Origin of the sequence: Belnapia moabensis DSM 16746 (assembly GCF_000745835.1) — a bacterium.
Taxonomy (GTDB): Bacteria; Pseudomonadota; Alphaproteobacteria; order Acetobacterales; family Acetobacteraceae; genus Belnapia; species Belnapia moabensis.
Map to the genome: position 1 here is coordinate 42,569 of NZ_JQKB01000032.1, position 22,996 is coordinate 65,564.

Consider the following 22,996-nt stretch of genomic DNA (forward strand, 5'->3'; position numbering starts at 1 on the left):
CCGCAAAGGCGGGGCGCGCAGCACCCAGGGAGGCGTTGCAATGAATGTCGTGACCCCGTTCGAAGGCATCGGCGCCAGCGTCAAGCGCAAGGAGGACCTGCGCTTCCTCTCAGGCCGTGGCCAATACACCGATGACATCAACCGCCCCGGCCAGACCTATGCGGCCATCCTCCGCAGCCCGCATGCCCATGCGCGCATCACCTCCATCGACACCGCGGCAGCCGCGGCCATGCCGGGTGTGGTTGCCATCTTCACCGGGGCCGACATGCCCGACCTCGGGGGCATTCCCTGTGGTTGGCAGATCCACAACAAGGACGGCACGCCGATGGCGGAGCCGATGCACCCGGTGCTGGCCGTCGGCAAGGTGCGTTTCGTCGGCGATGCCGTCGCGGCGGTGATTGCCGAGACCCGGGCCCAGGCCAAGGACGCCGCCGAGGCCATCCAGGTCGAGTATGAGGTCCTGCCGGCCGTCGCCACCCTGGAAGCGGCGCTCGCCCCGGGCGCATCGCTGGTGCATGACGATGTCGCCGGCAATGTCTGCTACGACTGGCATATCGGCGACCGCACCGTGAACGAGGCAGCCTTCGCCAAGGCAGCCAAGGTGATCGAGTTCGAGCTGGTGAACAACCGGCTGGTGCCGAACGCGATGGAGCCCCGCGCGGCCATCGGCGACTACGACCCGACGACAGAGGACTACACACTCTACACCACCAGCCAAAATCCGCATGTGATCCGGCTGCTGATGGGCGCCTTTGTCCTTCACCTGCCGGAGCACAAGCTGCGGGTGGTGGCGCCGGATGTGGGCGGCGGCTTCGGCTCCAAAATCTTCCACTATGCCGAGGAGGCGATCGTCACCTGGGCCGCAGGCCGCGTGAAGCGGCCGGTGAAGTGGACGGCCGAGCGCACCGAGAGCTTCATCACCGACGCGCATGGGCGGGACCATGTAACCAAGGCGCGGCTGGCGATGGATGCCGACGGCAAATTCCTCGCCCTGCACGTCCAGACGCTCGCCAATATGGGCGCCTATCTCTCGACTTTCGCAACGAGTGTTCCGACCTATCTCTACGCGACGCTGCTGTCGGGCGTGTATGCCACCCCGACCGTCTATGCAGAGGTGAAGGCGGTCTTCACCAACACCGTCCCCGTCGATGCCTATCGCGGCGCCGGGCGGCCGGAGGCAACCTTCCTGCTGGAACGCCTCGTCGATGTGGCGGCGGCCGAGACGGGCATGGACCGGGTCGAGATCCGCCGGCGCAATTTCATCCCCGCCGATGCCTTCCCCTACCAGACGCCGGTCGCGCTGCAATATGACAGCGGCGACTACCAGGCCACGCTGGACCAGGCGCTGGAGGCGGCCGGCTGGGCCGGCTTCGAGGCCAGGCGGGCGGAGGCCAAGGCGCGCGGCAGGCTGCGCGGCATCGGCATCTCGACTTATGTCGAGGCCTGCGGCATCGCGCCCTCGGCGGTGGTGGGCTCGCTCGGGGCCAGGGCGGGGCTGTATGAGGTCGGCACGATCCGGGTGCATCCGACGGGCAGCGTCACCGTGCTGACGGGCACCCACAGCCACGGCCAGGGCCATGAGACGACCTTCGCCCAGCTCGTCACCGACCGGCTCGGCGTGCCGCTGGCACAGGTCGATGTGGTGCATGGCGACACCGCCAAGATTCCCTTCGGTATGGGCACCTATGGCAGCCGCAGCCTCGCGGTCGGTGGTTCGGCCATGGTGAAGGCGATGGACAAGATCGTCGCCAAGGCGAAGCGGATCGCGGCGCATCTGATGGAAGCCTCGGTCGAGGATGTGGAGTTCGACCGCGGCACCTTCCGGGTCGCCGGCACGGACAAGACCAAGTCCTGGGCCGAGATCGCGCTCACCGCCTATGTGCCGCACAACTACCCGATCGAGGAGCTGGAGCCCGGCCTCGACGAGACCGCCTTCTACGACCCGAGAAACTTCACCTATCCCGGCGGCTGCCATATCTGCGAGGTGGAGATCGAGCCGGAGACGGGAATCACCACCGTGGTCAACTTCACCGCCGTCGACGATGTCGGGCGCGTCATCAACCCGATGATCGTCGAGGGGCAGGTGCAGGGCGGCGTGGCGCAGGGCATCGGCCAGGCGCTGCTCGAATCCTGCGTCTATGACAGCGAGGGGCAGCTCGTCTCGGCGAGCTTCATGGACTACCAGATGCCGCGGGCGAACGACCTGCCGATGGTGAGCGTCGCAACGCACACTACCCTCTGCACCCACAACCCGCTCGGGGTGAAGGGCTGCGGCGAGGTGGGTGCTATTGGCTCGCCGCCGGCGGTGATCAACGCCGTCGTCGATGCGCTGAAGGAATACGGCGTCCGGCATATCGAGATGCCGGCGACGGCGGCGAAGATCTGGGGCATCATCAACGCAAGCCGGCCAGCCATGGCCGCGGAATGATCAGGGGATCGAGCGATGTATGACTTCGAATACCACAAGCCCGGCTCGCTGGCGGATGCGGTGAAGCTGCTTTCGGCCGACCCCGATGCGCGGCCGATCTCGGGCGGCCAGACCCTGCTGCCGGCGCTGAAGCACCGGCTCAACAAGCCGACCTCCGTCGTTGACCTCTCCGGCATCGCCGAGCTGAGGGGGATCAAGCGGGAGGGCAACAAGCTCGTCATCGGCGCGCTTGCGAAGCATGTCGAGGTGGCGACCAGCCCCGAGGTGAAGGCGGCGATCCCGGCGCTGGCCCAGATGGCCGGCACCATCGGCGATACCCAGGTGCGCAACCGCGGCACGATCGGCGGCAGCGTCGCCAACAACGACCCGGCGGCGGACTACCCCTCGGCGGTGCTCGGGCTGAACGCGACCATCGTCACCGACAAGCGGCGCATCGCGGCGGATGACTTTTTCCAGGGCATGTTCACCACGGCGCTGGAGCCGGGCGAGCTGCTGGTGGCGATCGAGTTCCCGATCCCCGAGAAGGCCGGCTACGCCAAGATGCGCAACCCGGCCAGCCGCTACGTGATGGCCGGCGCCTTCGTCGCCAAGACCGGCGGCGCGGTGCGCGTCGCCATCAACGGCGCCGGCCCCGGCGTCTTCCGCCAGACGGAGATGGAGAAGGCTCTGACCGCGAACTGGTCGCCTGATGCGGTCGCCGGCGTGAAGCAGGATGCCGACGGGCTGAACAGCGACATCCACGGCAGCGCCGAGTACCGCGCCCACCTGGTCACGGTCATGGCCAAGCGTGCTGTCGCCAACGCGGGCTAAAACTCAGAACAATAGATGAGGGGTCCGGGGAGAATACCTTCTCCCCGGCCTTTCTTTTTTCAGGCGGTAACCGGCAGCCGCAGGCAATGCCCCTGCTGCGCCAGCACCGGCCGCCAGCCCTCGATCAGCCGCTGATAGGCCCGCCCCACCGGCCGGATCTTGCGGTCGAGGTCGTAGAGCCCGCGGGGGTTCACATCGCCACGGCGCTCGCGCAGCGCGTGGGTCCAGTCGATCTGGTCGGTCAGCGAGTACCAGGTGAAGCCGAGGATGGGCACGCCGTCGCGGCGGAGGCGCATCAGGCCCGACCACTGCTTCCACAGCCAGCGCTCGGCCTCGTCGCCGCGCGGGCCCTCGTCCATGTTGGTCTCGGTGTGCATGATCGGCAGGCCGTAGCGGGCGTGATAGTCGCGCGTCACGGTGTCGTAGCCGAAGACCTCGCCGGCCCAGCGGCTGTGGCCGTTGGAGCCGATGATGTGCTCGTTGGTCGCGTACCAGTCGTTGCCCATGATGCAGTGGCGCTTCAGCGCCGGGGCCGAGCGCTGGAAGAAGTGGTACTCCTCCCGCGTCATGCCGTTGTCCATCAGGTACTCGTACATCGAGGAGCAGACGCGGTGGCCGTAGTTGAGGTCGAGCGTCAGGAAGCGCTCGGCATTGCGGTGGTCGGCATGGACCAGCGAATCCGGGCACTCGGCATGGAACTGCTCGGTCGATTCGGACTGGATGAAGATGGCATCCGGCCGCACCCGCACGATCGCCTGCATCGCCATGACATTGGCGCGGACGATGTTCTTGATGGCGGTGACGTAGCTGCGGTCGTCGGTCCGCTGCTCGTTCCACCAGCCATACTTCGCCGAGAAGACGGCGGTGATGAACATCTCGTTCACCGGGGTGTAGAGCTGCACCCAGGGGAAGCGGCGGGCGAAGGCCTCGGCATAGGCGGCGAAGAGCTCCGGGAAATCCGGGTTCTGGAAGTCGCCAATCCAGTCGGGCACGCCGAAATGGCAGAGATCGACCACCGGCAGGATGCCAAGGCGGCGCACTTCCGCGAAGGTCTCGTCGGCGAAGGCCCAGTCATGCAGGCCGGGGCCGCGCAGGGAGGTGTGGAGCTGCGGGCCGTAGCGCAGCACGCCGCAGCCGATCTCCTTCACCAGGGCGAGGTCCTCGCGCCAGCGGTCGTAATGACCGCATTCGGCCATCTGGTCGCGACGGATACGGCCGCCCTCGATCTTAGGGGCGCTGTTCTCGATGCCCGTGGCGAAGAGGAAGCCCTGTTCAGCGAGGCTATGCAGGCCGAGGGTGGCAGGCGTGGCGGGGCGGGTAGTCAGGGCGTCCAGCATGGCGGGTCCCACGAAAGCGTGATCTGGATAGTATTCAGTATTCCGTGAGCTACTGCACATGAACTGCGTGTAATCTTTGCGTGGCAAGCGCTAGCGCTGCATCCTTGCCACATGCAGATCGACGACCCGGCGGTGATCGCCGAAGCCCGCGCCCTTTTCGACCGCTACGAAGCGGCCATCGCCGCCAACGATGCCGCTACGCTGGATGCCTGCTTCTGGGCCGATCCGCGCACGGTGCGCTTCGGCATCACGGAGATCCTCTACGGGATCGGGGCGATCCGCGCCTTCCGCGCCAGCGTCGCACGCTGTGCGCCGCGGGCGATCCGCCGGGTCCATATCACCAGCTTCGGGCCGGATGTCGCCTGCACCCACCTGGAGTACGAGCGCACCGACAGCGGCCTTATCGGCCGGGAGACGAAGATCATGGCCCGGGTGCCGGAACAGGGCTGGCGGGTCGTCTCCGCCCATGTCTCGCTGCTGGCCGCGGGCGACCCGGGGCGGGTGCAGCGATGACCCGGAGCGCCGTCATCGGCGCCGGCATCCTCGGCGCCTGCACGGCGCTGGAGCTGCTGCGGGCCGGGCATCAGGTGACGATCATCGAACCGGGGCCGCCGGGCGGCGAGCAGGCCGCCAGCTACGGCAATGGCTGCTGGCTAAGCCCGATGTCGGTCATCCCGCCCGCCGTGCCGGGACTCTGGCGGAAGGTGCCGGGCTTTCTGGCCGATCCGCTCGGGCCCCTCGCCATCCGCTGGGGCTACTTTCCGAAGGTCCTGCCCTGGCTGGTGCGCTATCTCGCCTCCGGCTGGACCGAGGCGCGGGTGCTGAAGACGGCGCAGGCGCTGCGGAGCCTGCTGCAGGGCTCGCCTGCGCTGCATGCCGCTCTGGCGGAGGCGGCGGGCGTTGGTCACCTCATCGAGCGGCGGGGGCTGATGTACATCTACCCCTCCCGCGCCGAATACGAGGCGGAGGCGATGGCTTGGCGCATCCGCCGGCAGGTCGGCATCGACTGGATCGAGCTCTCCGCCGATGAGCTGCGCCAGCGCGAGCCGGAGCTCGACCGCCGCTACGGCTTCGCCGCGCTGGTGGAGGAGGGCGGGCATTGCCGCGATCCGGGCGCCTATGTTGGAGCGCTGGTGGCGCTGGCCGAGGCGGAGGGCGCGCAGCGCGTCGAGGCCCGTGCGACCGGCTTCCGCATCGAGGCCGGCCGTCTGCGCGCGGTGCGGACGGAGGCGGGGGAGGTCGCGGCCGACCGCGCCGTCATCGCCGCCGGCGCTCATTCCCGCCCGCTTGCCGCCGCGGTGGGGGATGCCGTGCCGCTCGAGACCGAGCGCGGCTACCACGCGATGATCGAGGGCGCCGAGGCCGGGCCGCGCACGCCGCTGATGCCCTCCGACGGCAAGATGTCCGTCACCATGACGGCGCGCGGCCTGCGCTGCGCCGGCCAGGTGGAGATTGCCGGTATCGAGGCCGTGCCCAACTGGAAGCGCGCCGAGATCCTCCGCGACCACTTGCTCCGCAGCTTCCCCGGCCTGCCGCGCGACCTGCCGGCGGAGCGGGTGAAATTCTGGATGGGCCACCGCCCGAGCATGCCGGACGGGCTGCCCTGCCTCGGCCCCTCCCGGGCGACAAGCGATGTCGTGCACGCCTTCGGCCACGGCCATGTCGGCCTTGTCGCCGCGCCGCGCTCGGCCCGGTTGGTGGCGCAGATGCTGGCCGGGCAGCCGACGGAAATCGATGCGAAACCCTTCGACCCGCGCCGATTCGGATGATTTCGTGCTCGCTTTGTCGCGGCGCGAATGCCATCCTTCGAGGTAGCGGTCCTGCACCTTCGTGGGCCGTTCGACCTAGATACGGATCAATCAGCAAGTGCCTTCCGACAGCGACATCCAGGGCGGCACCGGGCCCGTAGAGGCCCAGGTGAAATGGTACAACGCCCGCAAGGGGTTCGGCTTCGTGCTCGGCCCCGACGGACAGGACGTGTTCTTCCACGCCTCCGCCCTGACGGAGGCCGGGATCGAACCGCCTGACACGGGCGATACCCTGGTCTGCGAGATCGGCACGGATCGGCAGGGCCGCAGATTGGTCACGCGCATCACCGAGCGCCGGCTTGGCGATGGCGGCGGTGCGGCGGCAGCCGGCGCAGCCCGGCGCCCCTTCCGCGAGAGCGGCTTCGGCGATCGTCCGCCGCGGCGCGACTTCGGTGGCGGTGGCGGTGGCTTCGGCGACCGTCCGCCACGGCGCGACTTCGGCGGCGGCGGCTTCGGCGATCGTCCGCCGCGGCGCGATTTCGGCGCGGGCGGTGGCGGCTTCGGCGGCCCACGCGCAGGTTTCGGCGACCGTCCTCCGCGGCGCGATTTTGGCGACCGCGATGCGGGTGGGCCGACCTATGCGGTGAACGGCACCGTCAAGTGGTTCGACCAGGTGCGCGGCTTCGGCTTCGTCACCCCGGATGATGGCGGGCAGGATGTCTTCCTGCACTCCTCTGTGCTGCAGCGCGCCGGCAAGGCCGATGTGCAGCAGGGCGAGAAGGTCGCGCTCGATGTGCGGGACGGCCAGCGCGGGCGGCAGGCGGTCAGCCTGAAGGAATAAGGCCCTCGCGCCTTGCGGCGTGACGGGTTGAAGGGGGTTCCGGCCGGAAGGCCGGGACCCCTTTCTCGTTTCAGGCCGCTGCCGGTCGTGCGGCGCCCGGCCGCCTGGGCAGGGCGGCCAGCATCTGGATCGTCCCGGCGACGAGGCCCATCCCGACCCCAAGCTTCCAGGCGAGGTCATAGGAGCCAAGCTGGTCGAAGATCAGCCCGCCGCCGAAGGCGCCGAGGAAGCTGCCGACCTGATGGCTGGTGAAGGCGAGGCCCTGCACCATCGCCTGCCAGCGCAGCCCGAACATCTCCGCCGTCATGCCACCCACCAGCGGCGCCACGCCGAGCCAGAGGAAACCCATGAGGGAGGCAAAGATCAGCGTGCTCTCGGGCGTCGGCGGCACGGCGAAATACCAGGCGAGCACCAGCGAACGCATCAGGTAGATGCCGCCCAGCAGCGCCGGCTTCGACCAGCGCCCGCCGGCCCAGCCGAAGAACAGGCTGCCCAGCACGTTGAAGCCGCCGATCGCCGCCAGCGCCTCGGCCGCCAGCATCGGGTCCATGCCGCAAATCTGCAGGTAGGAGGGCAGGTGGGTGGTGAGGAAGACGAGCTGCAGGCCGCAGATGAAATAGGCCCCGGACATGACGAGGAAGGGCCCGTGCCGCATGGCGAGGCCGAAGGCGGCGCCAGCCGTCGTCGCATCGTCTCGCGCCGGCGGCAGCTTCACCTTGTCGACGCGCCCCGCCGCCCAGGCCGCGGGCAGCATGGCGAGGCCGAGCAGGAAGAAGCCGGCAACGCCGATGCGCCAGCCATAGCCAGCCGAGAGGATTTGCCCGATGGGTGCCGCGATCAGCGCCCCGAGCGAGCCGGCCGCCGAGACAATGCCGAGCACCGTGCTGCGCAAGGCCGGCGAGACGGGACGGGAGGCAACCGAGAGCGCCATGCCCGAGGCGGTGCAGGCCAGCGCCAGGCCGATCAACACCCCCGCCCCGAGCGTCACCATGAGCGCCGAATGCGCCAAGCCGAGTAGCACCAGCCCGGCGAGATAGGCGAGCACACCCACCACCAGCACCGGGCGGAAACCGTGGCGCCCGGCGATCGCCCCGGCGAAGGGTTGCAGGAAGCCCCAGGCCAGGTTCTGCACCGCGACAGCCAGGGTGAATTGCGAGACGGCGATGCCGATATCCTGGACCGCCGGCTGCATGAAGAGGCCAAGGCTCTGCCGCAGCCCCATGGCGAGGCTCAGCAGGACCGAGGCGCCGATGAGGATGGGCGCGACGGGCCGCAGCGCGCGGAGGTCAGCCATGTCCGGTTTGTCCCCTGGAATTCTGGAATGTCAGCAGACGCCTTGGCGCGCGGCCCGTCCAACGAATAGTCTCCCTCGTGAGATGAGCTGGAATCATGCGAGCCATGCGGGTTTCGGTGGGCTGCCGCTCGCCGCGCTGCGCGCCTTCGAGGCGGCGGCGCGTCATGGCAGCTTCCAGGCCGGGGCGGCGGAGATCGGGCTGACGCCCTCGGCCGTCAGTCATCATGTACGCGGGCTGGAAGCCGCGCTCGGCGTGCCGCTCTTCCGCCGCCTGCATCGCGGCGTGGCGCTGACGCCGACCGGGGCCAACCTGGCTGCCTCCCTTGCCGATGGGTTCGGCGCCATCGCCGCCGCCTATGCCGCGGCCCGGGCGCCGCGCGGGCCGCTCGCCGTCTCCGGCGCGCCGGTCTTCGCCGCGCGCTGGTTGCTGCCGGCGATGGACGCGCTGCGGCGCGAGGGGATCGAACTGCGGGTGGAACTCTCCAGCCGCGCGGCCGATCTGGAGAGCGGCGCCTGCGACGTCGCCATCCGCATGGGGCGGCGGCCGCCGGCGCATCTGGCCTCGGAGCGGCTGGCCTCGACCACTGCGGTGCTGCTCGCCTCCCCGGCGCGGATGTCGGGGCGCGCGGCGTTGACACCTGAGGAGATCGCCGAGGGGCCGCTGCTCGGCATCAAGCCTATGGCGGAGTTCTGGCCGCGGGTGCTGGCGCGGCTCGGCCTGCCGGAGGGGCCGCGCCAGCAGATTGTCTCCGATTCCATGGAGGCTGCGCTGCGCATGGCCGAGGGCGGCTTCGGCATCGGCTTCGCGCCGGAGGTGGCGGTGCAGGACCGCATCGCCGCCGGCACGCTCTGCCTGGCCTATCCGCGGCGCTTCGGCGGCAACGGGCAATACTACTGGTTCGTCACCGGGCCGGAGGCGGCGGCGCAACCCGCCATCCGCCGGCTGCGGGAGTGGCTGAAGGCGGCGCTTGCCTCAGCGGGGTAGGGTGGCGAGCGCCTGCTCCAAATCGGCGATGAGGTCGGCCGGCTCCTCCAGCCCGATATGCAGCCGCGCCATCGGCCCGCCGAACTCGCCTGTGCCGGCGCTGCGGGTGATGAAACCCGTGGTCGGGATGGCGAGGCTCTCGAAACCGCCCCAGCTCGCGCCGATGCCGAAGAGAGCGAGGCTGTCGATAAGGCGCATCACATCCTCCATCGCGTAACGCGGCTGGAAGACGACGCCGAAGAGCGAGCAGGCGCCAGTGAAGTCGCGCCTCCAGATGGCATGCTGCGGATGGCTCGGCAGGGCGGGGTGCATCACCTGCTTCACCTCCGGCCGGCCTTCCAGCCAGCGCGCGACCTCGAGGCCGCTCGCCTCTTGGCGCTTAAGCCGCACGGCCATGGTGCGGACGCCACGCAGCGCCAGCCAGACATCGTCCGGCGAGGCGTACTGGCCGAGCAGCGAGGAGGTGCCACGCACCGCGCGCCAATCCGCCTCGTCATTGACCGTGACGCTGCCGAGCAGCACGTCGGAATGGCCGCCGACATACTTGGTCAGCGCCTGGATGGAGACATCGACGCCATGTTGGAAGGGCATGAAGTGATGGATGCCCCAGGTGTTGTCCATCAGCACCTTCACCCCGCGCGCATGGGCGGCGCGGGCGATGGCCGGGATGTCCTGCACCTCGAAGGTGTGGCTGCCGGGGCTCTCGGTGTAGAAAACCTTGGTATTGGGGCGGATGAGCGCGGCGGCGGCGGCCTCGTCCACGGTCGGGTCGTAATAGGTCGTCTCGATGCCCCAGCCCTTCAGCAGCCCGTCGCAGATGTTGCGTGCCGGGCCATAGGCGCTGTCCGGCATCAGGCAGTGGTCGCCGGCCTTCAGGTAGGCGAGCAGCGGCACCGCGACGGCGGCGAGGCCGGTGCCGACGACGAGGCAGCGCGTGCCGCCCTCGATCTCGGCGATGACATCCTCGAAGGCGTAATGCGTCGGGCCGCCCTGCGTCCCATAGGTCATGTACTGCTCGAAGCGGTGCTTCGCGCCCTCGCGCCGCGCCTCGCAATTGGGGAAGAGCACGGTGGAGCCGCGATGCACCGGCGGGTTCACGAAGCCATGCACATGAGTCCCCGCCCGGCCGGCATGGCTGAGGCGGGTGGCGAAGCCCTGCGTCTTCGTCGAGGGGATGGAATCGTCCGGCATCAGGCGTGCACCTTCGGGGTTTCGGGCCGCCCGGCCCATTCGGTCCAGGAGCCGTCATAGACGGCGGGCTCGGGGAAGCCGGCCTGCACCAGGCCCAGCGAGAGGATGCAGGCGGTGACGCCCGTGCCGCAGGAGGCGACGACCGGCCGCTCCATGGTGACGCCCGCGGCGGTGAAGCGCTCGCGCAGCGCCGCCGGGTCCAGCAGGGTCTGGTCGGGCCGCAGCAGGTCGGTGAAGGGGAGATTGGCGGCGCCCGGCATGTGGCCCGAGGGCAGGCCCGGCCGCGGCTCCGGCGCCGTGCCATCGAACCGGGCCTTGGCGCGGGCATCGAGGATCAGCGCCCCGCCGCCGCCTTGGCGGACGATGCGCTTGATGTCGCCGATTCCCCGTACCAGCTCGGCCTGGAAGTCGGCGACGAATTCCGCGGAGTCCCGGGGCGGCGGCGGGCCTCCCTCGGTCGGACGGCCCTCCTTCACCCATTTCGGCAGGCCGCCATCCAGCACGGCCGCCTGGTGATGGCCGAAGAGGCGCATCAGCCACCAGCCGCGCGCAGCGGAGGCAAGGCCCTTCTGGTCGTAGAAGACGAGGCGGGTGCTGTTGGAGACGCCGAGCAGCCCCATGAGCTTCTCGAAGCGCGCGGCGCTCGGGATCATGTGCGGCAGCGTCGCATCCGGGTCGGCGACGAGGTCGATGTCGAAGTAGTCGGCCCCCGGCACATGCGCCTCGGCGAATTTGGCCTTCCCGTCGAAGGGCTCGTTGGGCAGGTACTTGGTGGTGTCGAAGACCATCAGGTCTGGCTTGCCGAGTTCGGCCGCCAGCCATTCGGTCGAGACCAGATTCTCCATGCGCCTACTCCCCCGCGAGTACGAGATAGACCCGCCTGTTCTGCTTGCCCTTGTTTTCGAGCTTCGTCACCTCGAGCCGGCCGATCTCGCCGGTGCGGCGGACATGCGTGCCGCCGCAGGGCTGCAGGTCGACCGGCGCCTCCTCCGGCCCGATCCGCACCAGGCGGATGCGCCCGGCGCCGCGCGGCGGCTGCACCGAGAGGGTGCGGACGAGGGACGGATTGGCCTCCAGTTCCGCCTCGCTGATCCAGCTTTCGCCGACCGGGTGATCGGCGGCGACGAGCGCGTTCAGCGCCTCGGTCAGCGACTCCTTGGTGGGCGGCGCGGCGAGGTCGAAATCGAGGCGGGAGCGGTCGGCGCCGATCTGCCCGCCGGTGACGCCGGCGCCGGGGATCAGGCTGCACAGCAGATGGAGGGCGGTGTGCATCCGCATGTGCCGGTGGCGCGGGCCCCAGTCGAGCACCGCCGTGACGGCGGCGCCGACCGGCGGCAGCGCCGCGCCATCGACGGGGAGATGGAGGACGCTGTCCTCCGGCCCCTTCACCGCCTTGGTCACGGCCATCTCGCCGCCCTCCCAGCGGAGCCAGCCGGCGTCGCCGGGCTGGCCGCCGGCCTGGGCGTAGAAGGGGGTGCGGTCGAGCATCACTCCCTCCGGCCCCGAGGCAAGCACGGTGGCGGTCGCTTCGGTGAGATAGGCATCGTCGCGGTAGAGCAGTTCCGTCGGCATCAAACCCATTCCTGACGCAGTCGGGCGCGGTGGTGGCGCAGCCACCAGAGGCAGAGCCCGGCCGTCGCATTCTCGATGCGGTTCATATCCAGCATGTCGAAGGCCTCCTCCGCAGGCAGGATCAGCACGCGGATATCCTCGCCCTCATGCACCAGCCCATGTGTGCCGGCAGTGGCTGCCTCCGGCAGGGCGACGCGGGCGGCGTAGAGGAACATCGTCTCGTCGCAGCCACCCTGCATCAGCATGAAGCGGCCAATGCGCTCCATCCGGACGGGGCGGAGGCCGGTTTCCTCCTCCAGCTCACGGCGGGCGGCCGCCTCCGGGTCCTCGCCCTGCTCCAGCAGGCCGGCGGCGCATTCGGTCATGATGCCGGGGAAGCCGGCGGCCAGCGCCGGCAGGCGGAACTGCTCGATCAGCGCCACCGCATCAGCCACCGGATCATAAGGCAGCACGGCGACGCCACGGCCGCGGCGCCACAACTCCCAGGTCAGCTCGGCCGAGCGAGCACCATCGAAGCGCCGATAGCTGAAGCGTACGCGCTGTACCGGGAAGCGGCCGTCCCAGACGACCTCATCCGCCAGCACATCGAGACCGGGATGCGCCGGGATGGGCGGCGCCTTGGGTGATCTGGCTTTCATGCGCCGGCGACCCTAGCCTTGGCGAGAAACGCCGTCCATGGACACCCAGACCGAAACCCTCCCTGCCGAGACCGCCTCGGACCTCGCCGCACGGCGCCGGCGCGCCGTGCTCGGCGTGCTGGGCGCGGCCGCTGTCTTCTCGCTGGCCGCCGCGCTGGTGAAGGGCCTACGCGGCGAGCTGCCGCTGGCGCAGGTGGTGCTCTGCCGCAACCTCTTCGCCATTCCCGCCTTGCTGCCGCTGCTCTGGCAGGCGGGCGGGCTCGCCGCGCTCCGCACCCGCAACCCCGTGCTGCATGGGGTGCGGATGCTGACCGGCCTGGTCGGCATGGCAGGCGCCTTCTACGGCTACACGGTGCTGCCGCTGGCGACGGTGACGGCGCTCGGCTTCACCATGCCGCTCTTCCTGACGCTGCTCTCCATCCCGCTGCTCGGCGAGCGGGTGGGGCCGCGGCGGGGGATCGCCGTGCTGGTCGGCTTCGGCGGCGTGCTGCTGATGGCGCTGCCGGGCGGCGGGGCAGGGCAGGGGCATCTGCTGGGGACGCTCGCCGTATTGGCGGGGGCGGTCTGCTGGGCGCTGTCGATGATCACCATCCGCCGCATGGGGCATGCCGGCGAGAGCAATGCGACGATCGTGCTCTGGTTCGCCCTCGGCGCGACGCTCGTCTCCGGTGCCCTGGCGCTGCCGGTCTGGGTGGCGCCCACCCCGCTGCAATGGGCGATGCTGGTCGGAACCGGCCTGCTCTCGGCCATCGCCCAGGTAATGATGACGGAGGCCTACAGGCGGGGCGAGGCGACGCTGCTCGCCCCCTTCGAATACTCCGCCATCCTCTGGACGACGCTGATGGGCGTGCTGCTCTGGGGCGAACTGCCGGATGGCTGGGATGTCGCCGGCATCGCAGTGCTGGTCGGCAGCGGACTCTATATCTGGCGGCGGGAGGTGGCGCTCGGCCTCAGGCGGTGAGCGCCGGCGCCGGTACCGGCTGGCGGCCCTCGGCGCGGCCGTGGCGGCGGTAATGCTCGCGGCCCGAAGGCAACTGCTCCGCCTTCACCGCGGCTTGCACGTCTGGGTACTTCTGCAGGTACCAGGCCTCGTCGAATGCGAATTCTTCCTCGGCCTCCTCCGCATCGGGCTCCGGCGGGGCGAGGCGGCCGGTCTCGGCGCGCAGGCGGAGAAGCTGGATCTGCAGCATCATCACCGACTCCTGCGCGTGGTTGCGCGCGTCCTCGGCCTCGTTGCGGGCGGCGGTGAGGCTGGCATGGTCGGCTTCGAGCCGGTCCAGGGCCGCGACGGCCGAATGCGCCTCGGCCTGGGCATTGTCACGGGCGGCGTTCGCCGCATCGCACGCGGCGCGGAGGCTGGCGGCCTCCGCCTCGGCGGCCTCGCGGGCCGCACGGTGCCCTTCAGCGAGCGCGGTGGCTTCGGCTGCGCGGGCCTCGGCGGCGGCTTCCGCCTGGCGGGCGGCATCGCGCTCGGCGCGGAGGTTGGCGGCTTCCGCCTCGGCGGCCTCGCGAGCCGCACGGTGCTGTTCGGCGAGCGCGGCGGCTTCGGCTGCGCGGGTTTCGGTTTCCTGCCGGGCCTTCAACAGGGCGTCACGCTCGGTGCGGACGCGGAGGGCGGCGGCACGCAACTCGTTGAAGCGGGACTCAGCGGTCTTGCGCGCCTCCTCCGCCGCCTGGCGGGCGGCGAGATGCGCCTGCCATTCGGCGCGGAGGCTGGCGATTTCCTCCTCGGCGGCCTGGCGGGCGGCAAGGTGGTCGTCCCAGCCGGCGCGCATCCGGGCAACTTCGGCCGTCGCCGCCTGCGCCCGGGCCTCGGCCGGAGCAATACGGGCCTCCGCGGCTTCGCGGGCCGCGAGATGCTCGTCCCAGCCGGCGCGCATCGCCACAGCATCGGCGAGCGCCTGCCCGGCCGCGGCTTCAGCCGCCACGCGCGCGGCGGCATGGGCGTCCCATTCGGCGCGGAGCTTCGCCGCCTCGGCGACCGCCGCATCGGCATGGCGCTGGAGGAGCACGCGCTCATACTCGGCGCGGCCGATCAGGGCCGAGAGCCGCTCGTATTCGGCGCGATAGTCGTCGCGCTCCGCCTCGATCTGCCGCTTGGCCGGCCTCAGCACTCGTTCGAGCATCGCCTCTATCCCGTTCAAGCGCCCGGGGAATGGATGCCGCGCGCCATCAGGCGGACGCTGGCGGCCATGGCCCGCAGTTGGGCCGCCAACCGGCCGAGGCCGCGGCGGCGGAGCGGATTCCAGCGCCCGCGGCGTTCGGCCAGGCGATGCTCCGCCGTGGCCTCGCATTGCCGCGCAGCGGCTTCCAGCCCGGCGAGGTAGCCCTGGGCGAAATCGCGGTCCTGCGCCTCGCTGGCCTGCCAGCCGCCCTGCAGCCAGCGCTCCAGGCTGGCGGCGAGCGGGGCGGGCAGGGGCGTGCCGGCCACCTCGGCCTCCGCCAGCGCCAAGGCGATGGACCGCAGCAGCGCCGCTTCCGCCGTGGACACCGCCTCGGCCAGGTCTTGCTGCTCGCCCAAAGCCCGAAACCCCCTCAACCGCGAAGCGCCGCAGCCTACCGGAGCAAGCTTGCCGGAATGCTGACCGCGCGCCCTCTTCTAGCGCGGGGATTGCATTTGTCAGCGGGAAAACGCTGCCTCAGTTGGGCTCGAAGCGCTTGGCGAACCAGTAGCGGATGGCGCCCGGCGGCATGTCGAGCATCTGCCCGACCTCGGCATAGCCCTGCTTGCGGTAGAAGCCCGGCGCCTGGAAGGACCAGGTGTTGAGATGCACGCCGAGGCAGCCATTCTCCCGCGCCAGATCCTCGGCGGCGGCGAGCAGGCGCGTGCCCCAATCATGCCCGCGCAGCGTCTCGGCGACCCAGAGCCAGTCGAGGTAGAGCCAGCCCCAGGCGATCTCGCATTTCGCCCCGCCCTGCACGGCGCCGGCCTCGTCGCGGGCCAGGATCCAGCGCTCCGCCCCGCGCAGGCGGCCATAGGCGGCACGGTTATGGGCGCCGAGGCCACGCCCCACCGCCTTGCGGTCGGCGAGCGCCGGGCGGGCGGAGACCTCGAGCGCCAGCATCACAGTGTCTTCTGGAACCAGATACGGGAATGGCCGGGCGGCATGCCGTCCAGCCGGCCGAATTCGGCATAGCCATGCCGGGTCCAGAAGCCCGGGGCCTGGAAGCTGAAGGTATCCGTATAGGCATGGGTACAGCCGCGGCTGCGGGCGATGGCTTCCGCCCGCTCCAGCAACTGTCCGCCGAGGCCCTGGCCGCGCTGCTCGGAGGCCATCCAGAGCCAGTCGATGAAAAGCCAATTCCAGTAAGTGAGACCGAGAAGCCCGCCGCGGACCTCGCCGGAGGGGTCGCGGGCGAGGACGGTCACCGGCTCCCGGTCATAGGGGCCGCCCATCTCCTGGTTGTAGGCATGGAGGCCGCGCTGGATGGCGGCGACGGCCTCCATCTCCGGATAGTCGTCCTCGCTGATCTCGATCTTTTCGCTCATCCGCCGAAGCGCCCCCAGGCGGCGACGGCGACCGTCAGCAGGCCGAGTCCGAGATTCATGGTCACGAGCTGGCGGATGCGGTCGGCCTGCGTGGCGGCGCCGGCCGCGTCGCCCCGGGCGCGGGCGGCCCGGAATTCCCGCCAGGGCCCGGTAACGATGGTGAGGAAGACGCCGGCCATCAGCAGCGCCGTGAGGTGCATGACATGGATGTGCCAGCCGGCGCCGCGGAAGCCGCCATACCAGCCGAAGAGCAGCAGGTAGCCGGTCAGCAGCAGGATCGGCATGGCATGCCAGACGATGAGGAAGAAGCGCTTCAGCACCGCCTCATGCAGGGCGAGGCGCTGCGGCGGCTCCAGCACCCCGAGCGCCGGGCGGAGGACAAGGATGGCGAAGACCATCCCGCCGACCCAGGCCACCGCGCCCAGGACGTGAAGGGCGTAGAACAGGCTACCGAGCATCGATCATCCCTTGGAATTGGCCTTGGAGATTTCGGCGACGGCCGCGGCCAGCACCCTCAGCTCAGCCGCGGCCGGGCTCTTCGGCGCGGATTCCGTCACCGCGAGCCCGTCGAGGAAGGCGGCGGCGAATTCCACCCGGTTGCCGAGGCTGCCCTCCAGCACCGGCACGCCGCGCTCGGCCAGCGCCGCGCGGATGCTGTCCTTCAGACGCCCCTGGGCGGGCACGCGGTTCAGCACGGCGGTGACGCGGCGATGCGCCTCGACCGCCAGCTTCACGGTCGCCTCGCTGGCCCAGAAATCGGCCGGCGAGGGCTGCATCGGCATCAGGATGAGGTCGGAGGCGCGGATCACCTGCTTCGCCTCGGTCTCGGCATGGGGCGGGGTGTCGACGATGACGAAGTCCTGGTCCCGCCGCAGCCGGTCCAACGCGCCGGGGACACGCCAGCCGGAGGGCGTGTCGAAGCTGAGCGGCCAAGCGCGAGCGCCCTGCTTCTGCCGCTCCTGGTGCCAGCGGAGCAGGGATCGCTGCGGGTCGGTATCTAGCAGGGCGACGCGATGGCCCTCGGCCGCCAGCGCCGCGGCCAGGTTGGCCGCGACGGTCGACTTCCCGGCACCCCCCTTCTGCTGCGCCACTGCCACCACGAAGGCCATCCTGCTGCTCCCTGCGCGAAAGCGGGCAACCTAGCCCGGATCGGCGCGGAGGCCAGCATCGCCATGCCGAAGCCGCCAGTTTAGCCTGAAGTCCTTGAGGGAGGATTGTCATGAACCAGCTGGACCTGAAGGGCCGGGTCGCCGCCATCACTGGCGGGGCGCGCGGCATCGGCCTTGCCATAGCCGAGCGGATGGCGGCGAGCGGCGGGCGCGTCGCCCTATGGGATGTCGACCTGGCGGAGGCGGAGCGCCAGGCGGCGCGGCTCGGCGGCTTTGCGGCGAAGGTGGACGTGACCGACCTTGCCGGCATCGAGGCGGCGCTCGCGGCGACCGAGGCGGCGCTCGGCCCGCTCGACATCCTCGTCGCCAATGCCGGCATCACCGGGCCGAACGCGCCGGTCGAGAGCTACCCGGTCGAGGCTTGGCGGCAGGTGATCGAGATCGACCTGACCGGCGTCTTCCTCTGCTGCCGCGCGGTGGTGCCGGGGATGCGGGCCCGGAATTACGGCCGCATCGTCAACATCGCCTCGGTCGCGGGGAAGGAGGGCAACCCGAATGCCGCGGCCTATTCTGCGGCGAAGGCGGGGGTGATCGGCCTGACCAAGTCGCTCGGCAAGGAGCTGGCGACCACCGGCATCCGGGTGAATTGCGTGACGCCGGCCGCGGCGAAGACCGACATCTTCAAGCAGATGACGGAGGCGCAAATCGCCTACATGCTGAGCAAGATCCCGGCGAACCGCTTCGTCGATGTCGAGGAGATCGCGGCGCTCGCCTGCTGGCTGGCGACCGAGGATTGCAGCTTCTCGACCGGGGCGGTGTTCGACGTCTCGGGCGGCCGGGCGACCTACTGAGCTAGGCCGCCTGCTGACGGAGGATGGCAAGGCCCCACCGGATTGCCTCCGCGATCCGCTCGGCCGGCATCGCCCCGCTGAACAGCACATGTCCGTCGAGCGCGAAGGTCGGCACGCCGGAGAGGCCCATCTGGCGGAAGCCGGCATCCTCGGCGCGGATTTCCTCGGCCCCTTCGCCGCTGGCGAGGAACGTCGCGGCCGCTTCGGCATCCAGCCCCGCCTCACCGGCCAGCGCGGCAAGCACCTCGGGCTGGCCGATATCCCGTCCCTTTTGGAAATAGGCGCGGAAGATCGCCTCCTTCACCGTGGATTGCAGGGCGAGGCTGCGCTCCCCGGCCCAAGGGATGAGGCGATGCGCGTCGATGGTATTCGGCGTCCGCCGCATCAGGTCATGGCGGAATTCGAGCCCGGCGGCCCGGCCAGCCGCGGCGACCTGGGCATCCAGCTCCCGCCCGCGCGCCTCGCTGCCGAATTTGGCGGCGCGGTAGCTGGCGCGGTCGACGCCCTCCGTTGGCATGTCGGGATTGAGCTGGAAGGCGCGCCAATGCACCTCGAAGCGCTCGCCCTCGTCCGCCAAGAGGGCCAGCGCGCCCTCGAGGTTGCGCTTGCCGATCCAGCACCAGGGACAGATGGCATCGGAGACCACGTCGATCCGCGAGGAGCGGGGCTGGTCCATGGGCGTTCTCCTGCTGGTCCCGGCAAGGTCGGCCCTCGGCCTTCGCGGTGCAAGATGCGTCCTGCTGGACTAGCGCTGGGCGTGACGCCATTTTCCCCGGCGCAACCGGGAGGGAGCCTCCATGAAGGTCCAGAACGTCCTCGCCACCATCGGCGGCACGCCGCATATCCGCCTCAACCGGCTCTTCGCCGGGGCGGAGGTCTGGATCAAGTCGGAACGGGCGAATCCCGGCGGCTCGATCAAGGACCGCATCGCCCTCTCCATGGTCGAAGCCGCCGAGGCTTCGGGCGTGCTGAAGCCGGGCGGCACCATCGTCGAGCCGACCTCGGGCAATACCGGAATTGGCCTTGCCATGGTGGCGGCGGTGAAGGGCTACCGGCTCATCCTCGTCATGCCGGAGAGCATGTCGGTCGAGCGGCGGCGGCTGATGCTGGCCTATGGCGCGAGCTTCGACCTGACGCCGCGGGCGGGCGGGATGAAGGCCGCCATCGCCCGGGCACAGGAAATCGTCGCCGCCACGCCCGGCGCCTGGCTGGCGCAGCAATTCGAGAATCCGGCCAACCCGGAGGTCCATGCCCGCACCACCGCGCAGGAGATCCTGCAGGACTTTCCCGAGGGGATCGACGCGCTCATCACCGGCGTCGGCACCGGCGGGCACATCACCGGCTGCGCGCGGGTGCTGAAGGCGCAGTGGCCGGGCCTGAAGGTCTTTGCCGTGGAGCCTGCGGCCTCGCCGGTGATCTCGGGCGGCGAGCCCTCGCCGCACCCGATCCAGGGCATCGGCGCCGGCTTCATCCCGGCGAATCTGGAAACCGGGCTACTGGACGGCGTAGTCAAGGTCCAGGCCGATGACGCCAAGGAGTATGCCCGGCGCTCGGCGCGCGAGGAGGGGCTGCTGGTCGGTATCTCCTCCGGCGCGACGCTCACCGCCATCGCCCAGAAGCTGCCGGAACTACCCGCAGGCAGCAGGGTGCTCGGCTTCAACTACGACACCGGCGAGCGCTACTTCTCGGTTGCCGACTTCCTGCCGGAGTGAGTGGAATGGCCGACGAGCCCCCGCTGCTGGTGACCCGGGAGGGCCCGGTGGTCCGTGCCACCATGAACCGGCCGGAGCGCCGCAACGCGCTCAGCCTGGCGATGGGCGAGGCCTGGGACCGGCTGCTGGCCGAGCTCGCCACCGACCGCAGCGCGCGGGTGCTGGTGATCGCCGGGGCGGGCGGGCATTTCTGCGCCGGCCTCGACCTGACCGAGGTGGCCTCGGACGAAGCGCCGGAGCAGCGGCTGGCGCGGCAACAGGCCCGCAACCGCCGCACCGGCGCCCGCTTCGCCGACATCGCCGCGCTGCCCCAGGTGGTGATCGCGGCGATTGAAGGCTCCTGCCATGCCGGCGGCCTCGGCTTCGCCTGCGCAGTGGATATCGCGCTGGCTGCCGGCAATGCCCGCTTCGCAGCGCCCGAGGTGCGGCGCGGCTTGGTTCCGGCGCAGATCCTGCCCTGGCTGGTGCGGCGCATGGGACGACCGGCGGCGACGCGGCTGGTGCTGGAGGCGGCGGTGATCGACGCCGCCGAGGCCGGGCGGATCGGCGTGGTCCACCAAGTCCTGCCGGATGCGGCGGCGCTCGCGACGCAGCTGGAGGCGACCATCGCCGCGGTGCTGGAAGGGGCACCGGGGGCGCTAGCCGAGACCAAGGGGCTGCTGGCCGCGCTCGGACCCATTGCACCTGAGGCCTATGCCGAGGCGGGGGCGGCCGCTTTCGCCCGAACCGCCTCAAGTGAGGAGGCGCAGGAGGGGATTGCCGCCTTCAAGGCCAAGCGGAAGCCGCGTTGGGCTGGCTAGTCGGGGGTAATGATCCGCGCCGCCGATTGTTTCAGCCACCGGCGAACGCGCTTTACACGAATCGTTCATCGGTTGGCGGTTAGGGTGCTCATCAGCCTTGGGTTGCGTGGTGTCGCGAAAGCGTAAAAGCCTTGGTTGGTCCTGCTATCGGTAGAGCCAGTCCGGATCCAGTCGCCCTGCCCAAACCAGAACGGTGTGGAAGTCATTATGGCTATAGGAACGTCCGGTGCGGATACGCTGGCCGCCAGCGCGCCGAATGACACGCTGCGCGGACTGGACGGCGACGATACCCTCTACGGAGACGAGCCGGCCGCCGGCAGCAACAACGGCTTCGGCATCACCATGGATGGAGGGGCGGGCAATGACGTGTTCCACGTCACCGGCGACTCGAACACCATCACCGGCGGCGTCGGCCAGGATACGATCTGGCTCGACTTCCCAGATTATCCCGGTATTGGCCAGGCCACTGCCATCGTGGTCACCGATTTTACGGTGGGGGCGAGCGGGGACCGGCTGAATTTCAGCAATCTCCTGGCGTCGGCTGCAGCCCTCCATGGCTATGACGGGTCCAACCCCTTTGCCAACGGCGGCCTGCTAGAGCTGCAGCGGGACGGTGCGAATACCCTCATCAACTGGAACGGCACCGGTAGCTACGTGCCGATGGTGGTGCTGCAGAACGTCGACAAGGCGGCGCTGACGGCGGAAAATCTGGGCTTCGATCCGGCAGGCGGCTCGCTCGCGCCACTGACGCGGGCCGGCGACAGCGACGCCAATATACTGACCGGCGATACCGGCAACGACACCATCAGCGGCCTCGGCGGCAACGACACCATCTCCGGCAATAGCGGGAACGACTCTCTTGATGGTGGCGCCGGCCATGACGCGATCTCGGGCGGGGCGGGCGACGATGCACTGATCGGCGGCGATGGCGACGATACCCTGAACGGGGATGGCGGGCGGGACTCGCTGGATGGCGGCTTCGGCAACGACGTCCTGGTGCAACAGTCGGGCAGTTCCACCCTCGAAGGCGGTGCTGGCAACGACACCATCACCGCCTTCGACAGCGCGGTGATCCGGGGCGGCGCCGGCAACGACCAGATCGGCATCGCGGGCAGCAGCCCCAATGTGGTCTTCGACGTCGATGCCGGGGATGGGGACGACATCCTCTCCGCCGTCGATGCCGGCGCCATCACTGCCACGCTGGCAGGCGGCGCCGGCAATGACAGCATCGAGTCCGGCGATGGCGGCAGGTATGTGCTGTGGGGCGGGGCGGGCGGCGACACCCTGCTGGGCGGTGCCGGTCTCGATGTGATGGTTATGGACGGGCCGCGGAAGGCAATGGCCGTCTCCTTCACCAGCAGCACTGGCGACGCGGCCCTCGTCTCGGCTACCAATGTCAGCTACCACGCCCTGAACGTCGCCGGCACCATCACCCACAACGGCGCCGTGGACAGCTTCAGCGGCATCGAGAACATCCAGTTCGCGGATGGACGCCTGGTCTTCGACCCGGGCGATGCGATCGGGCAGGTGGCACGGATGTATCTCGCCGCGCTCGGCCGGCCGGCGGACACGCTCGGGCTGAATGCCTGGGCCAACTACGTCCAGCAAGGCCACTCGATCAGCGAGCTGGCCGGCGCCTTCGTCTCCAGCAGCGAGTTCAATGCCCGCTACCCCTCGGTCAGCAATGCCGGCTTCGTCACGCTGCTCTACCAGAACACCCTCGGGCGCAATCCGGACCAGGGCGGGCTCGACGCCTGGACGAACTATATGAATGCCGGCCATGGCAAGGTCGAACTGCTCACCGCCTTCTCCGAGAGCGCCGAGCACTACAACCGCACGGCCAGCCTCTGGACCAACGGGATCTGGGACATGGACGAGACCGGGGCGGGGGTGGCGCGCCTGTACTATGCCGCGCTCGGGCGGGCGCCGGATGCGGGTGGTTGGCAGGCCTGGACCAGCTACGTGAAGGCTGGCCACTCCGCCTCCGACCTGGCGGCGGCCTTCCCCGCCAGCGTCGAGTTCCAGGCCCGATACCCGAGCGTCGACAATGCCGGCTATGTCAGGCTGCTCTACGAGAACACGCTCGGCCGCGAGCCGGACCAGGGCGGCTACGATGCCTGGCTCGGCTACATGAACGCGGGCCATAGCCGGGTCGAGTTGCTCCAGCTTTTCGCCGACAGCGGCGAGTTC

General features: G+C 70.1%; 24 protein-coding genes. 11 read left to right on the forward strand and 13 right to left on the reverse strand.

The window, feature by feature from the left end; all coding sequences use genetic code 11:
* Window positions 1–40 precede the first annotated feature (40 nt).
* A complete protein-coding gene (locus EP26_RS18180; RefSeq protein ID WP_043340662.1) occupies window positions 41–2,428 on the forward strand; it encodes a xanthine dehydrogenase family protein molybdopterin-binding subunit in 2,388 nt (795 codons plus the stop codon).
* Window positions 2,429–2,443: 15 nt separating this feature from the next.
* Window positions 2,444–3,238, forward strand: coding sequence for an FAD binding domain-containing protein (locus EP26_RS18185; protein ID WP_043340663.1), 795 nt, complete (start codon window positions 2,444–2,446; stop codon window positions 3,236–3,238).
* Between the two features lie 59 nt (window positions 3,239–3,297).
* Here EP26_RS18185 and EP26_RS18190 read toward each other — a convergent pair whose 3' ends face one another.
* On the reverse strand, window positions 3,298–4,575 hold the full coding sequence (locus EP26_RS18190) for a family 1 glycosylhydrolase (RefSeq protein WP_052389345.1): 1,278 nt from the start codon (window positions 4,573–4,575) through the stop codon (window positions 3,298–3,300).
* Window positions 4,576–4,686: 111 nt separating this feature from the next.
* On the opposite strand from EP26_RS18190, the gene EP26_RS18195 reads away from it, so the two are divergent.
* The 3 genes from EP26_RS18195 (at window position 4,687) to EP26_RS18205 (ending at window position 7,164) form a co-directional block, all read left to right on the forward strand.
* Window positions 4,687–5,088 (forward strand): AtzH-like domain-containing protein, encoded by a 402-nt coding sequence (locus tag EP26_RS18195; protein WP_043340665.1) that lies wholly within the window; start codon window positions 4,687–4,689, stop codon window positions 5,086–5,088.
* Complete coding sequence (locus tag EP26_RS18200) at window positions 5,085–6,344, forward strand: NAD(P)/FAD-dependent oxidoreductase (RefSeq protein ID WP_043340667.1); 1,260 nt, start codon at window positions 5,085–5,087, stop codon at window positions 6,342–6,344. Before EP26_RS18195 ends, EP26_RS18200 begins: the two co-directional genes overlap by 4 nt.
* Window positions 6,345–6,441: 97 nt before the next feature.
* The gene (locus EP26_RS18205; RefSeq protein WP_043340670.1) at window positions 6,442–7,164 is read left to right on the forward strand and encodes a cold-shock protein; all 723 of its coding nucleotides are present in this window, start codon (window positions 6,442–6,444) and stop codon (window positions 7,162–7,164) included.
* 70 nt (window positions 7,165–7,234) lie between these two features.
* On the opposite strand, the gene EP26_RS18210 is transcribed toward EP26_RS18205, so the two are convergent.
* Window positions 7,235–8,458, reverse strand: coding sequence for an MFS transporter (locus tag EP26_RS18210; RefSeq protein WP_043340674.1), 1,224 nt, complete (start codon window positions 8,456–8,458; stop codon window positions 7,235–7,237).
* Window positions 8,459–8,540: 82 nt separating this feature from the next.
* Between EP26_RS18210 and EP26_RS38170 the strand changes: the two genes are divergently transcribed.
* Window positions 8,541–9,443, forward strand: a complete 903-nt coding sequence (locus tag EP26_RS38170; RefSeq protein ID WP_052389346.1) for a LysR family transcriptional regulator — start codon at window positions 8,541–8,543, stop codon at window positions 9,441–9,443.
* Here EP26_RS38170 and metC read toward each other — a convergent pair.
* Genes metC through EP26_RS18235 form a run of 4 tightly spaced genes read right to left on the reverse strand, consistent with a single transcriptional unit; the run spans window position 9,432 to window position 12,844 of the window.
* The gene (gene metC, locus EP26_RS18220) at window positions 9,432–10,634 is read right to left on the reverse strand and encodes a cystathionine beta-lyase (protein WP_052389353.1); all 1,203 of its coding nucleotides are present in this window, start codon (window positions 10,632–10,634) and stop codon (window positions 9,432–9,434) included. The two genes, EP26_RS38170 and metC, sit on opposite strands and share 12 nt — an antisense overlap.
* On the reverse strand, window positions 10,634–11,479 hold the full coding sequence (locus EP26_RS18225) for a sulfurtransferase (RefSeq protein WP_043340677.1): 846 nt from the start codon (window positions 11,477–11,479) through the stop codon (window positions 10,634–10,636). Before EP26_RS18225 ends, metC begins: the two co-directional genes overlap by 1 nt.
* Window positions 11,480–11,483: 4 nt before the next feature.
* Window positions 11,484–12,206, reverse strand: coding sequence for an alanyl-tRNA editing protein (locus tag EP26_RS18230; RefSeq protein ID WP_043340679.1), 723 nt, complete (start codon window positions 12,204–12,206; stop codon window positions 11,484–11,486).
* Window positions 12,206–12,844, reverse strand: a complete 639-nt coding sequence (locus tag EP26_RS18235; protein ID WP_052389347.1) for an NUDIX domain-containing protein — start codon at window positions 12,842–12,844, stop codon at window positions 12,206–12,208. The genes EP26_RS18230 and EP26_RS18235 overlap by 1 nt, the downstream gene beginning before the upstream one ends.
* A 37-nt stretch (window positions 12,845–12,881) precedes the next feature.
* Here EP26_RS18235 and EP26_RS18240 point away from each other — a divergent pair, with 37 nt between their 5' ends.
* Window positions 12,882–13,805, forward strand: a complete 924-nt coding sequence (locus EP26_RS18240; protein ID WP_043340681.1) for a DMT family transporter — start codon at window positions 12,882–12,884, stop codon at window positions 13,803–13,805.
* On the opposite strand, the gene EP26_RS32135 is transcribed toward EP26_RS18240, so the two are convergent.
* From EP26_RS32135 to parA, 6 genes are all read right to left on the reverse strand, one after another.
* Window positions 13,795–14,970, reverse strand: a complete 1,176-nt coding sequence (locus EP26_RS32135; RefSeq protein WP_052389348.1) for a hypothetical protein — start codon at window positions 14,968–14,970, stop codon at window positions 13,795–13,797. The two genes, EP26_RS18240 and EP26_RS32135, sit on opposite strands and share 11 nt — an antisense overlap.
* Window positions 14,971–14,984: 14 nt before the next feature.
* Window positions 14,985–15,365 carry a hypothetical protein gene (locus EP26_RS18250; protein ID WP_043340684.1) on the reverse strand — a complete coding sequence of 127 codons (381 nt, stop codon included), beginning with the start codon at window positions 15,363–15,365 and terminating at the stop codon, window positions 14,985–14,987.
* A gap of 118 nt (window positions 15,366–15,483) precedes the next feature.
* Window positions 15,484–15,909, reverse strand: a complete 426-nt coding sequence (locus EP26_RS18255; RefSeq protein ID WP_052389349.1) for a GNAT family N-acetyltransferase — start codon at window positions 15,907–15,909, stop codon at window positions 15,484–15,486.
* Window positions 15,909–16,334, reverse strand: coding sequence for a GNAT family N-acetyltransferase (locus tag EP26_RS18260; RefSeq protein ID WP_052389350.1), 426 nt, complete (start codon window positions 16,332–16,334; stop codon window positions 15,909–15,911). Before EP26_RS18260 ends, EP26_RS18255 begins: the two co-directional genes overlap by 1 nt.
* Window positions 16,331–16,792: a CopD family protein gene (locus tag EP26_RS18265; RefSeq protein WP_043340689.1), complete on the reverse strand. Its 462-nt coding sequence runs from the start codon at window positions 16,790–16,792 to the stop codon at window positions 16,331–16,333. The genes EP26_RS18260 and EP26_RS18265 overlap by 4 nt, the downstream gene beginning before the upstream one ends.
* Window positions 16,793–16,795: 3 nt before the next feature.
* On the reverse strand, window positions 16,796–17,443 hold the full coding sequence (parA, locus tag EP26_RS18270; protein ID WP_043340692.1) for a ParA family partition ATPase: 648 nt from the start codon (window positions 17,441–17,443) through the stop codon (window positions 16,796–16,798).
* A gap of 110 nt (window positions 17,444–17,553) precedes the next feature.
* Here parA and EP26_RS18275 point away from each other — a divergent pair, with 110 nt between their 5' ends.
* Window positions 17,554–18,294 (forward strand): SDR family oxidoreductase, encoded by a 741-nt coding sequence (locus EP26_RS18275; protein WP_043340693.1) that lies wholly within the window; start codon window positions 17,554–17,556, stop codon window positions 18,292–18,294.
* 1 nt (window position 18,295) lies between these two features.
* Here the strand turns inward: EP26_RS18275 and EP26_RS18280 are convergent, their stop codons facing one another.
* Entirely contained in the window at window positions 18,296–18,970 is a 675-nt protein-coding gene (locus EP26_RS18280; protein WP_043340696.1) for a DsbA family oxidoreductase, read from the reverse strand.
* A 121-nt stretch (window positions 18,971–19,091) separates the two neighbouring features.
* Here EP26_RS18280 and cysK point away from each other — a divergent pair, with 121 nt between their 5' ends.
* The 3 genes from cysK to EP26_RS18295 form a co-directional block, all read left to right on the forward strand.
* Window positions 19,092–20,006, forward strand: a complete 915-nt coding sequence (gene cysK, locus EP26_RS18285) for a cysteine synthase A (RefSeq protein WP_043340699.1) — start codon at window positions 19,092–19,094, stop codon at window positions 20,004–20,006.
* A 5-nt stretch (window positions 20,007–20,011) separates the two neighbouring features.
* Window positions 20,012–20,806 carry an enoyl-CoA hydratase/isomerase family protein gene (locus EP26_RS18290; protein WP_052389351.1) on the forward strand — a complete coding sequence of 265 codons (795 nt, stop codon included), beginning with the start codon at window positions 20,012–20,014 and terminating at the stop codon, window positions 20,804–20,806.
* 207 nt (window positions 20,807–21,013) lie between these two features.
* The coding region (locus EP26_RS18295; RefSeq protein WP_043340700.1) for a DUF4214 domain-containing protein at window positions 21,014–22,996 on the forward strand (1,983 nt) is incomplete at its 3' end.

Coding starts and splice junctions, on each gene's coding strand:
- EP26_RS18180 (WP_043340662.1), top strand. CDS start 41: ATGAATGTCGTGACCCCGTTCGAAGGCATCGGCGCCAGCGTCAAGCGC.
- EP26_RS18185 (WP_043340663.1), top strand. CDS start 2,444: ATGTATGACTTCGAATACCACAAGCCCGGCTCGCTGGCGGATGCGGTG.
- EP26_RS18190 (WP_052389345.1), bottom strand. CDS start 4,575: ATGCTGGACGCCCTGACTACCCGCCCCGCCACGCCTGCCACCCTCGGC.
- EP26_RS18195 (WP_043340665.1), top strand. CDS start 4,687: ATGCAGATCGACGACCCGGCGGTGATCGCCGAAGCCCGCGCCCTTTTC.
- EP26_RS18200 (WP_043340667.1), top strand. CDS start 5,085: ATGACCCGGAGCGCCGTCATCGGCGCCGGCATCCTCGGCGCCTGCACG.
- EP26_RS18210 (WP_043340674.1), bottom strand. CDS start 8,458: ATGGCTGACCTCCGCGCGCTGCGGCCCGTCGCGCCCATCCTCATCGGC.
- EP26_RS38170 (WP_052389346.1), top strand. CDS start 8,541: ATGAGCTGGAATCATGCGAGCCATGCGGGTTTCGGTGGGCTGCCGCTC.
- metC (WP_052389353.1), bottom strand. CDS start 10,634: ATGCCGGACGATTCCATCCCCTCGACGAAGACGCAGGGCTTCGCCACC.
- EP26_RS18225 (WP_043340677.1), bottom strand. CDS start 11,479: ATGGAGAATCTGGTCTCGACCGAATGGCTGGCGGCCGAACTCGGCAAG.
- EP26_RS18230 (WP_043340679.1), bottom strand. CDS start 12,206: ATGCCGACGGAACTGCTCTACCGCGACGATGCCTATCTCACCGAAGCG.
- EP26_RS18235 (WP_052389347.1), bottom strand. CDS start 12,844: ATGAAAGCCAGATCACCCAAGGCGCCGCCCATCCCGGCGCATCCCGGT.
- EP26_RS18240 (WP_043340681.1), top strand. CDS start 12,882: ATGGACACCCAGACCGAAACCCTCCCTGCCGAGACCGCCTCGGACCTC.
- EP26_RS32135 (WP_052389348.1), bottom strand. CDS start 14,970: ATGCTCGAACGAGTGCTGAGGCCGGCCAAGCGGCAGATCGAGGCGGAG.
- EP26_RS18255 (WP_052389349.1), bottom strand. CDS start 15,909: ATGCTGGCGCTCGAGGTCTCCGCCCGCCCGGCGCTCGCCGACCGCAAG.
- EP26_RS18260 (WP_052389350.1), bottom strand. CDS start 16,334: ATGAGCGAAAAGATCGAGATCAGCGAGGACGACTATCCGGAGATGGAG.
- EP26_RS18265 (WP_043340689.1), bottom strand. CDS start 16,792: ATGCTCGGTAGCCTGTTCTACGCCCTTCACGTCCTGGGCGCGGTGGCC.
- parA (WP_043340692.1), bottom strand. CDS start 17,443: ATGGCCTTCGTGGTGGCAGTGGCGCAGCAGAAGGGGGGTGCCGGGAAG.
- EP26_RS18275 (WP_043340693.1), top strand. CDS start 17,554: ATGAACCAGCTGGACCTGAAGGGCCGGGTCGCCGCCATCACTGGCGGG.
- EP26_RS18280 (WP_043340696.1), bottom strand. CDS start 18,970: ATGGACCAGCCCCGCTCCTCGCGGATCGACGTGGTCTCCGATGCCATC.
- cysK (WP_043340699.1), top strand. CDS start 19,092: ATGAAGGTCCAGAACGTCCTCGCCACCATCGGCGGCACGCCGCATATC.
- EP26_RS18290 (WP_052389351.1), top strand. CDS start 20,012: ATGGCCGACGAGCCCCCGCTGCTGGTGACCCGGGAGGGCCCGGTGGTC.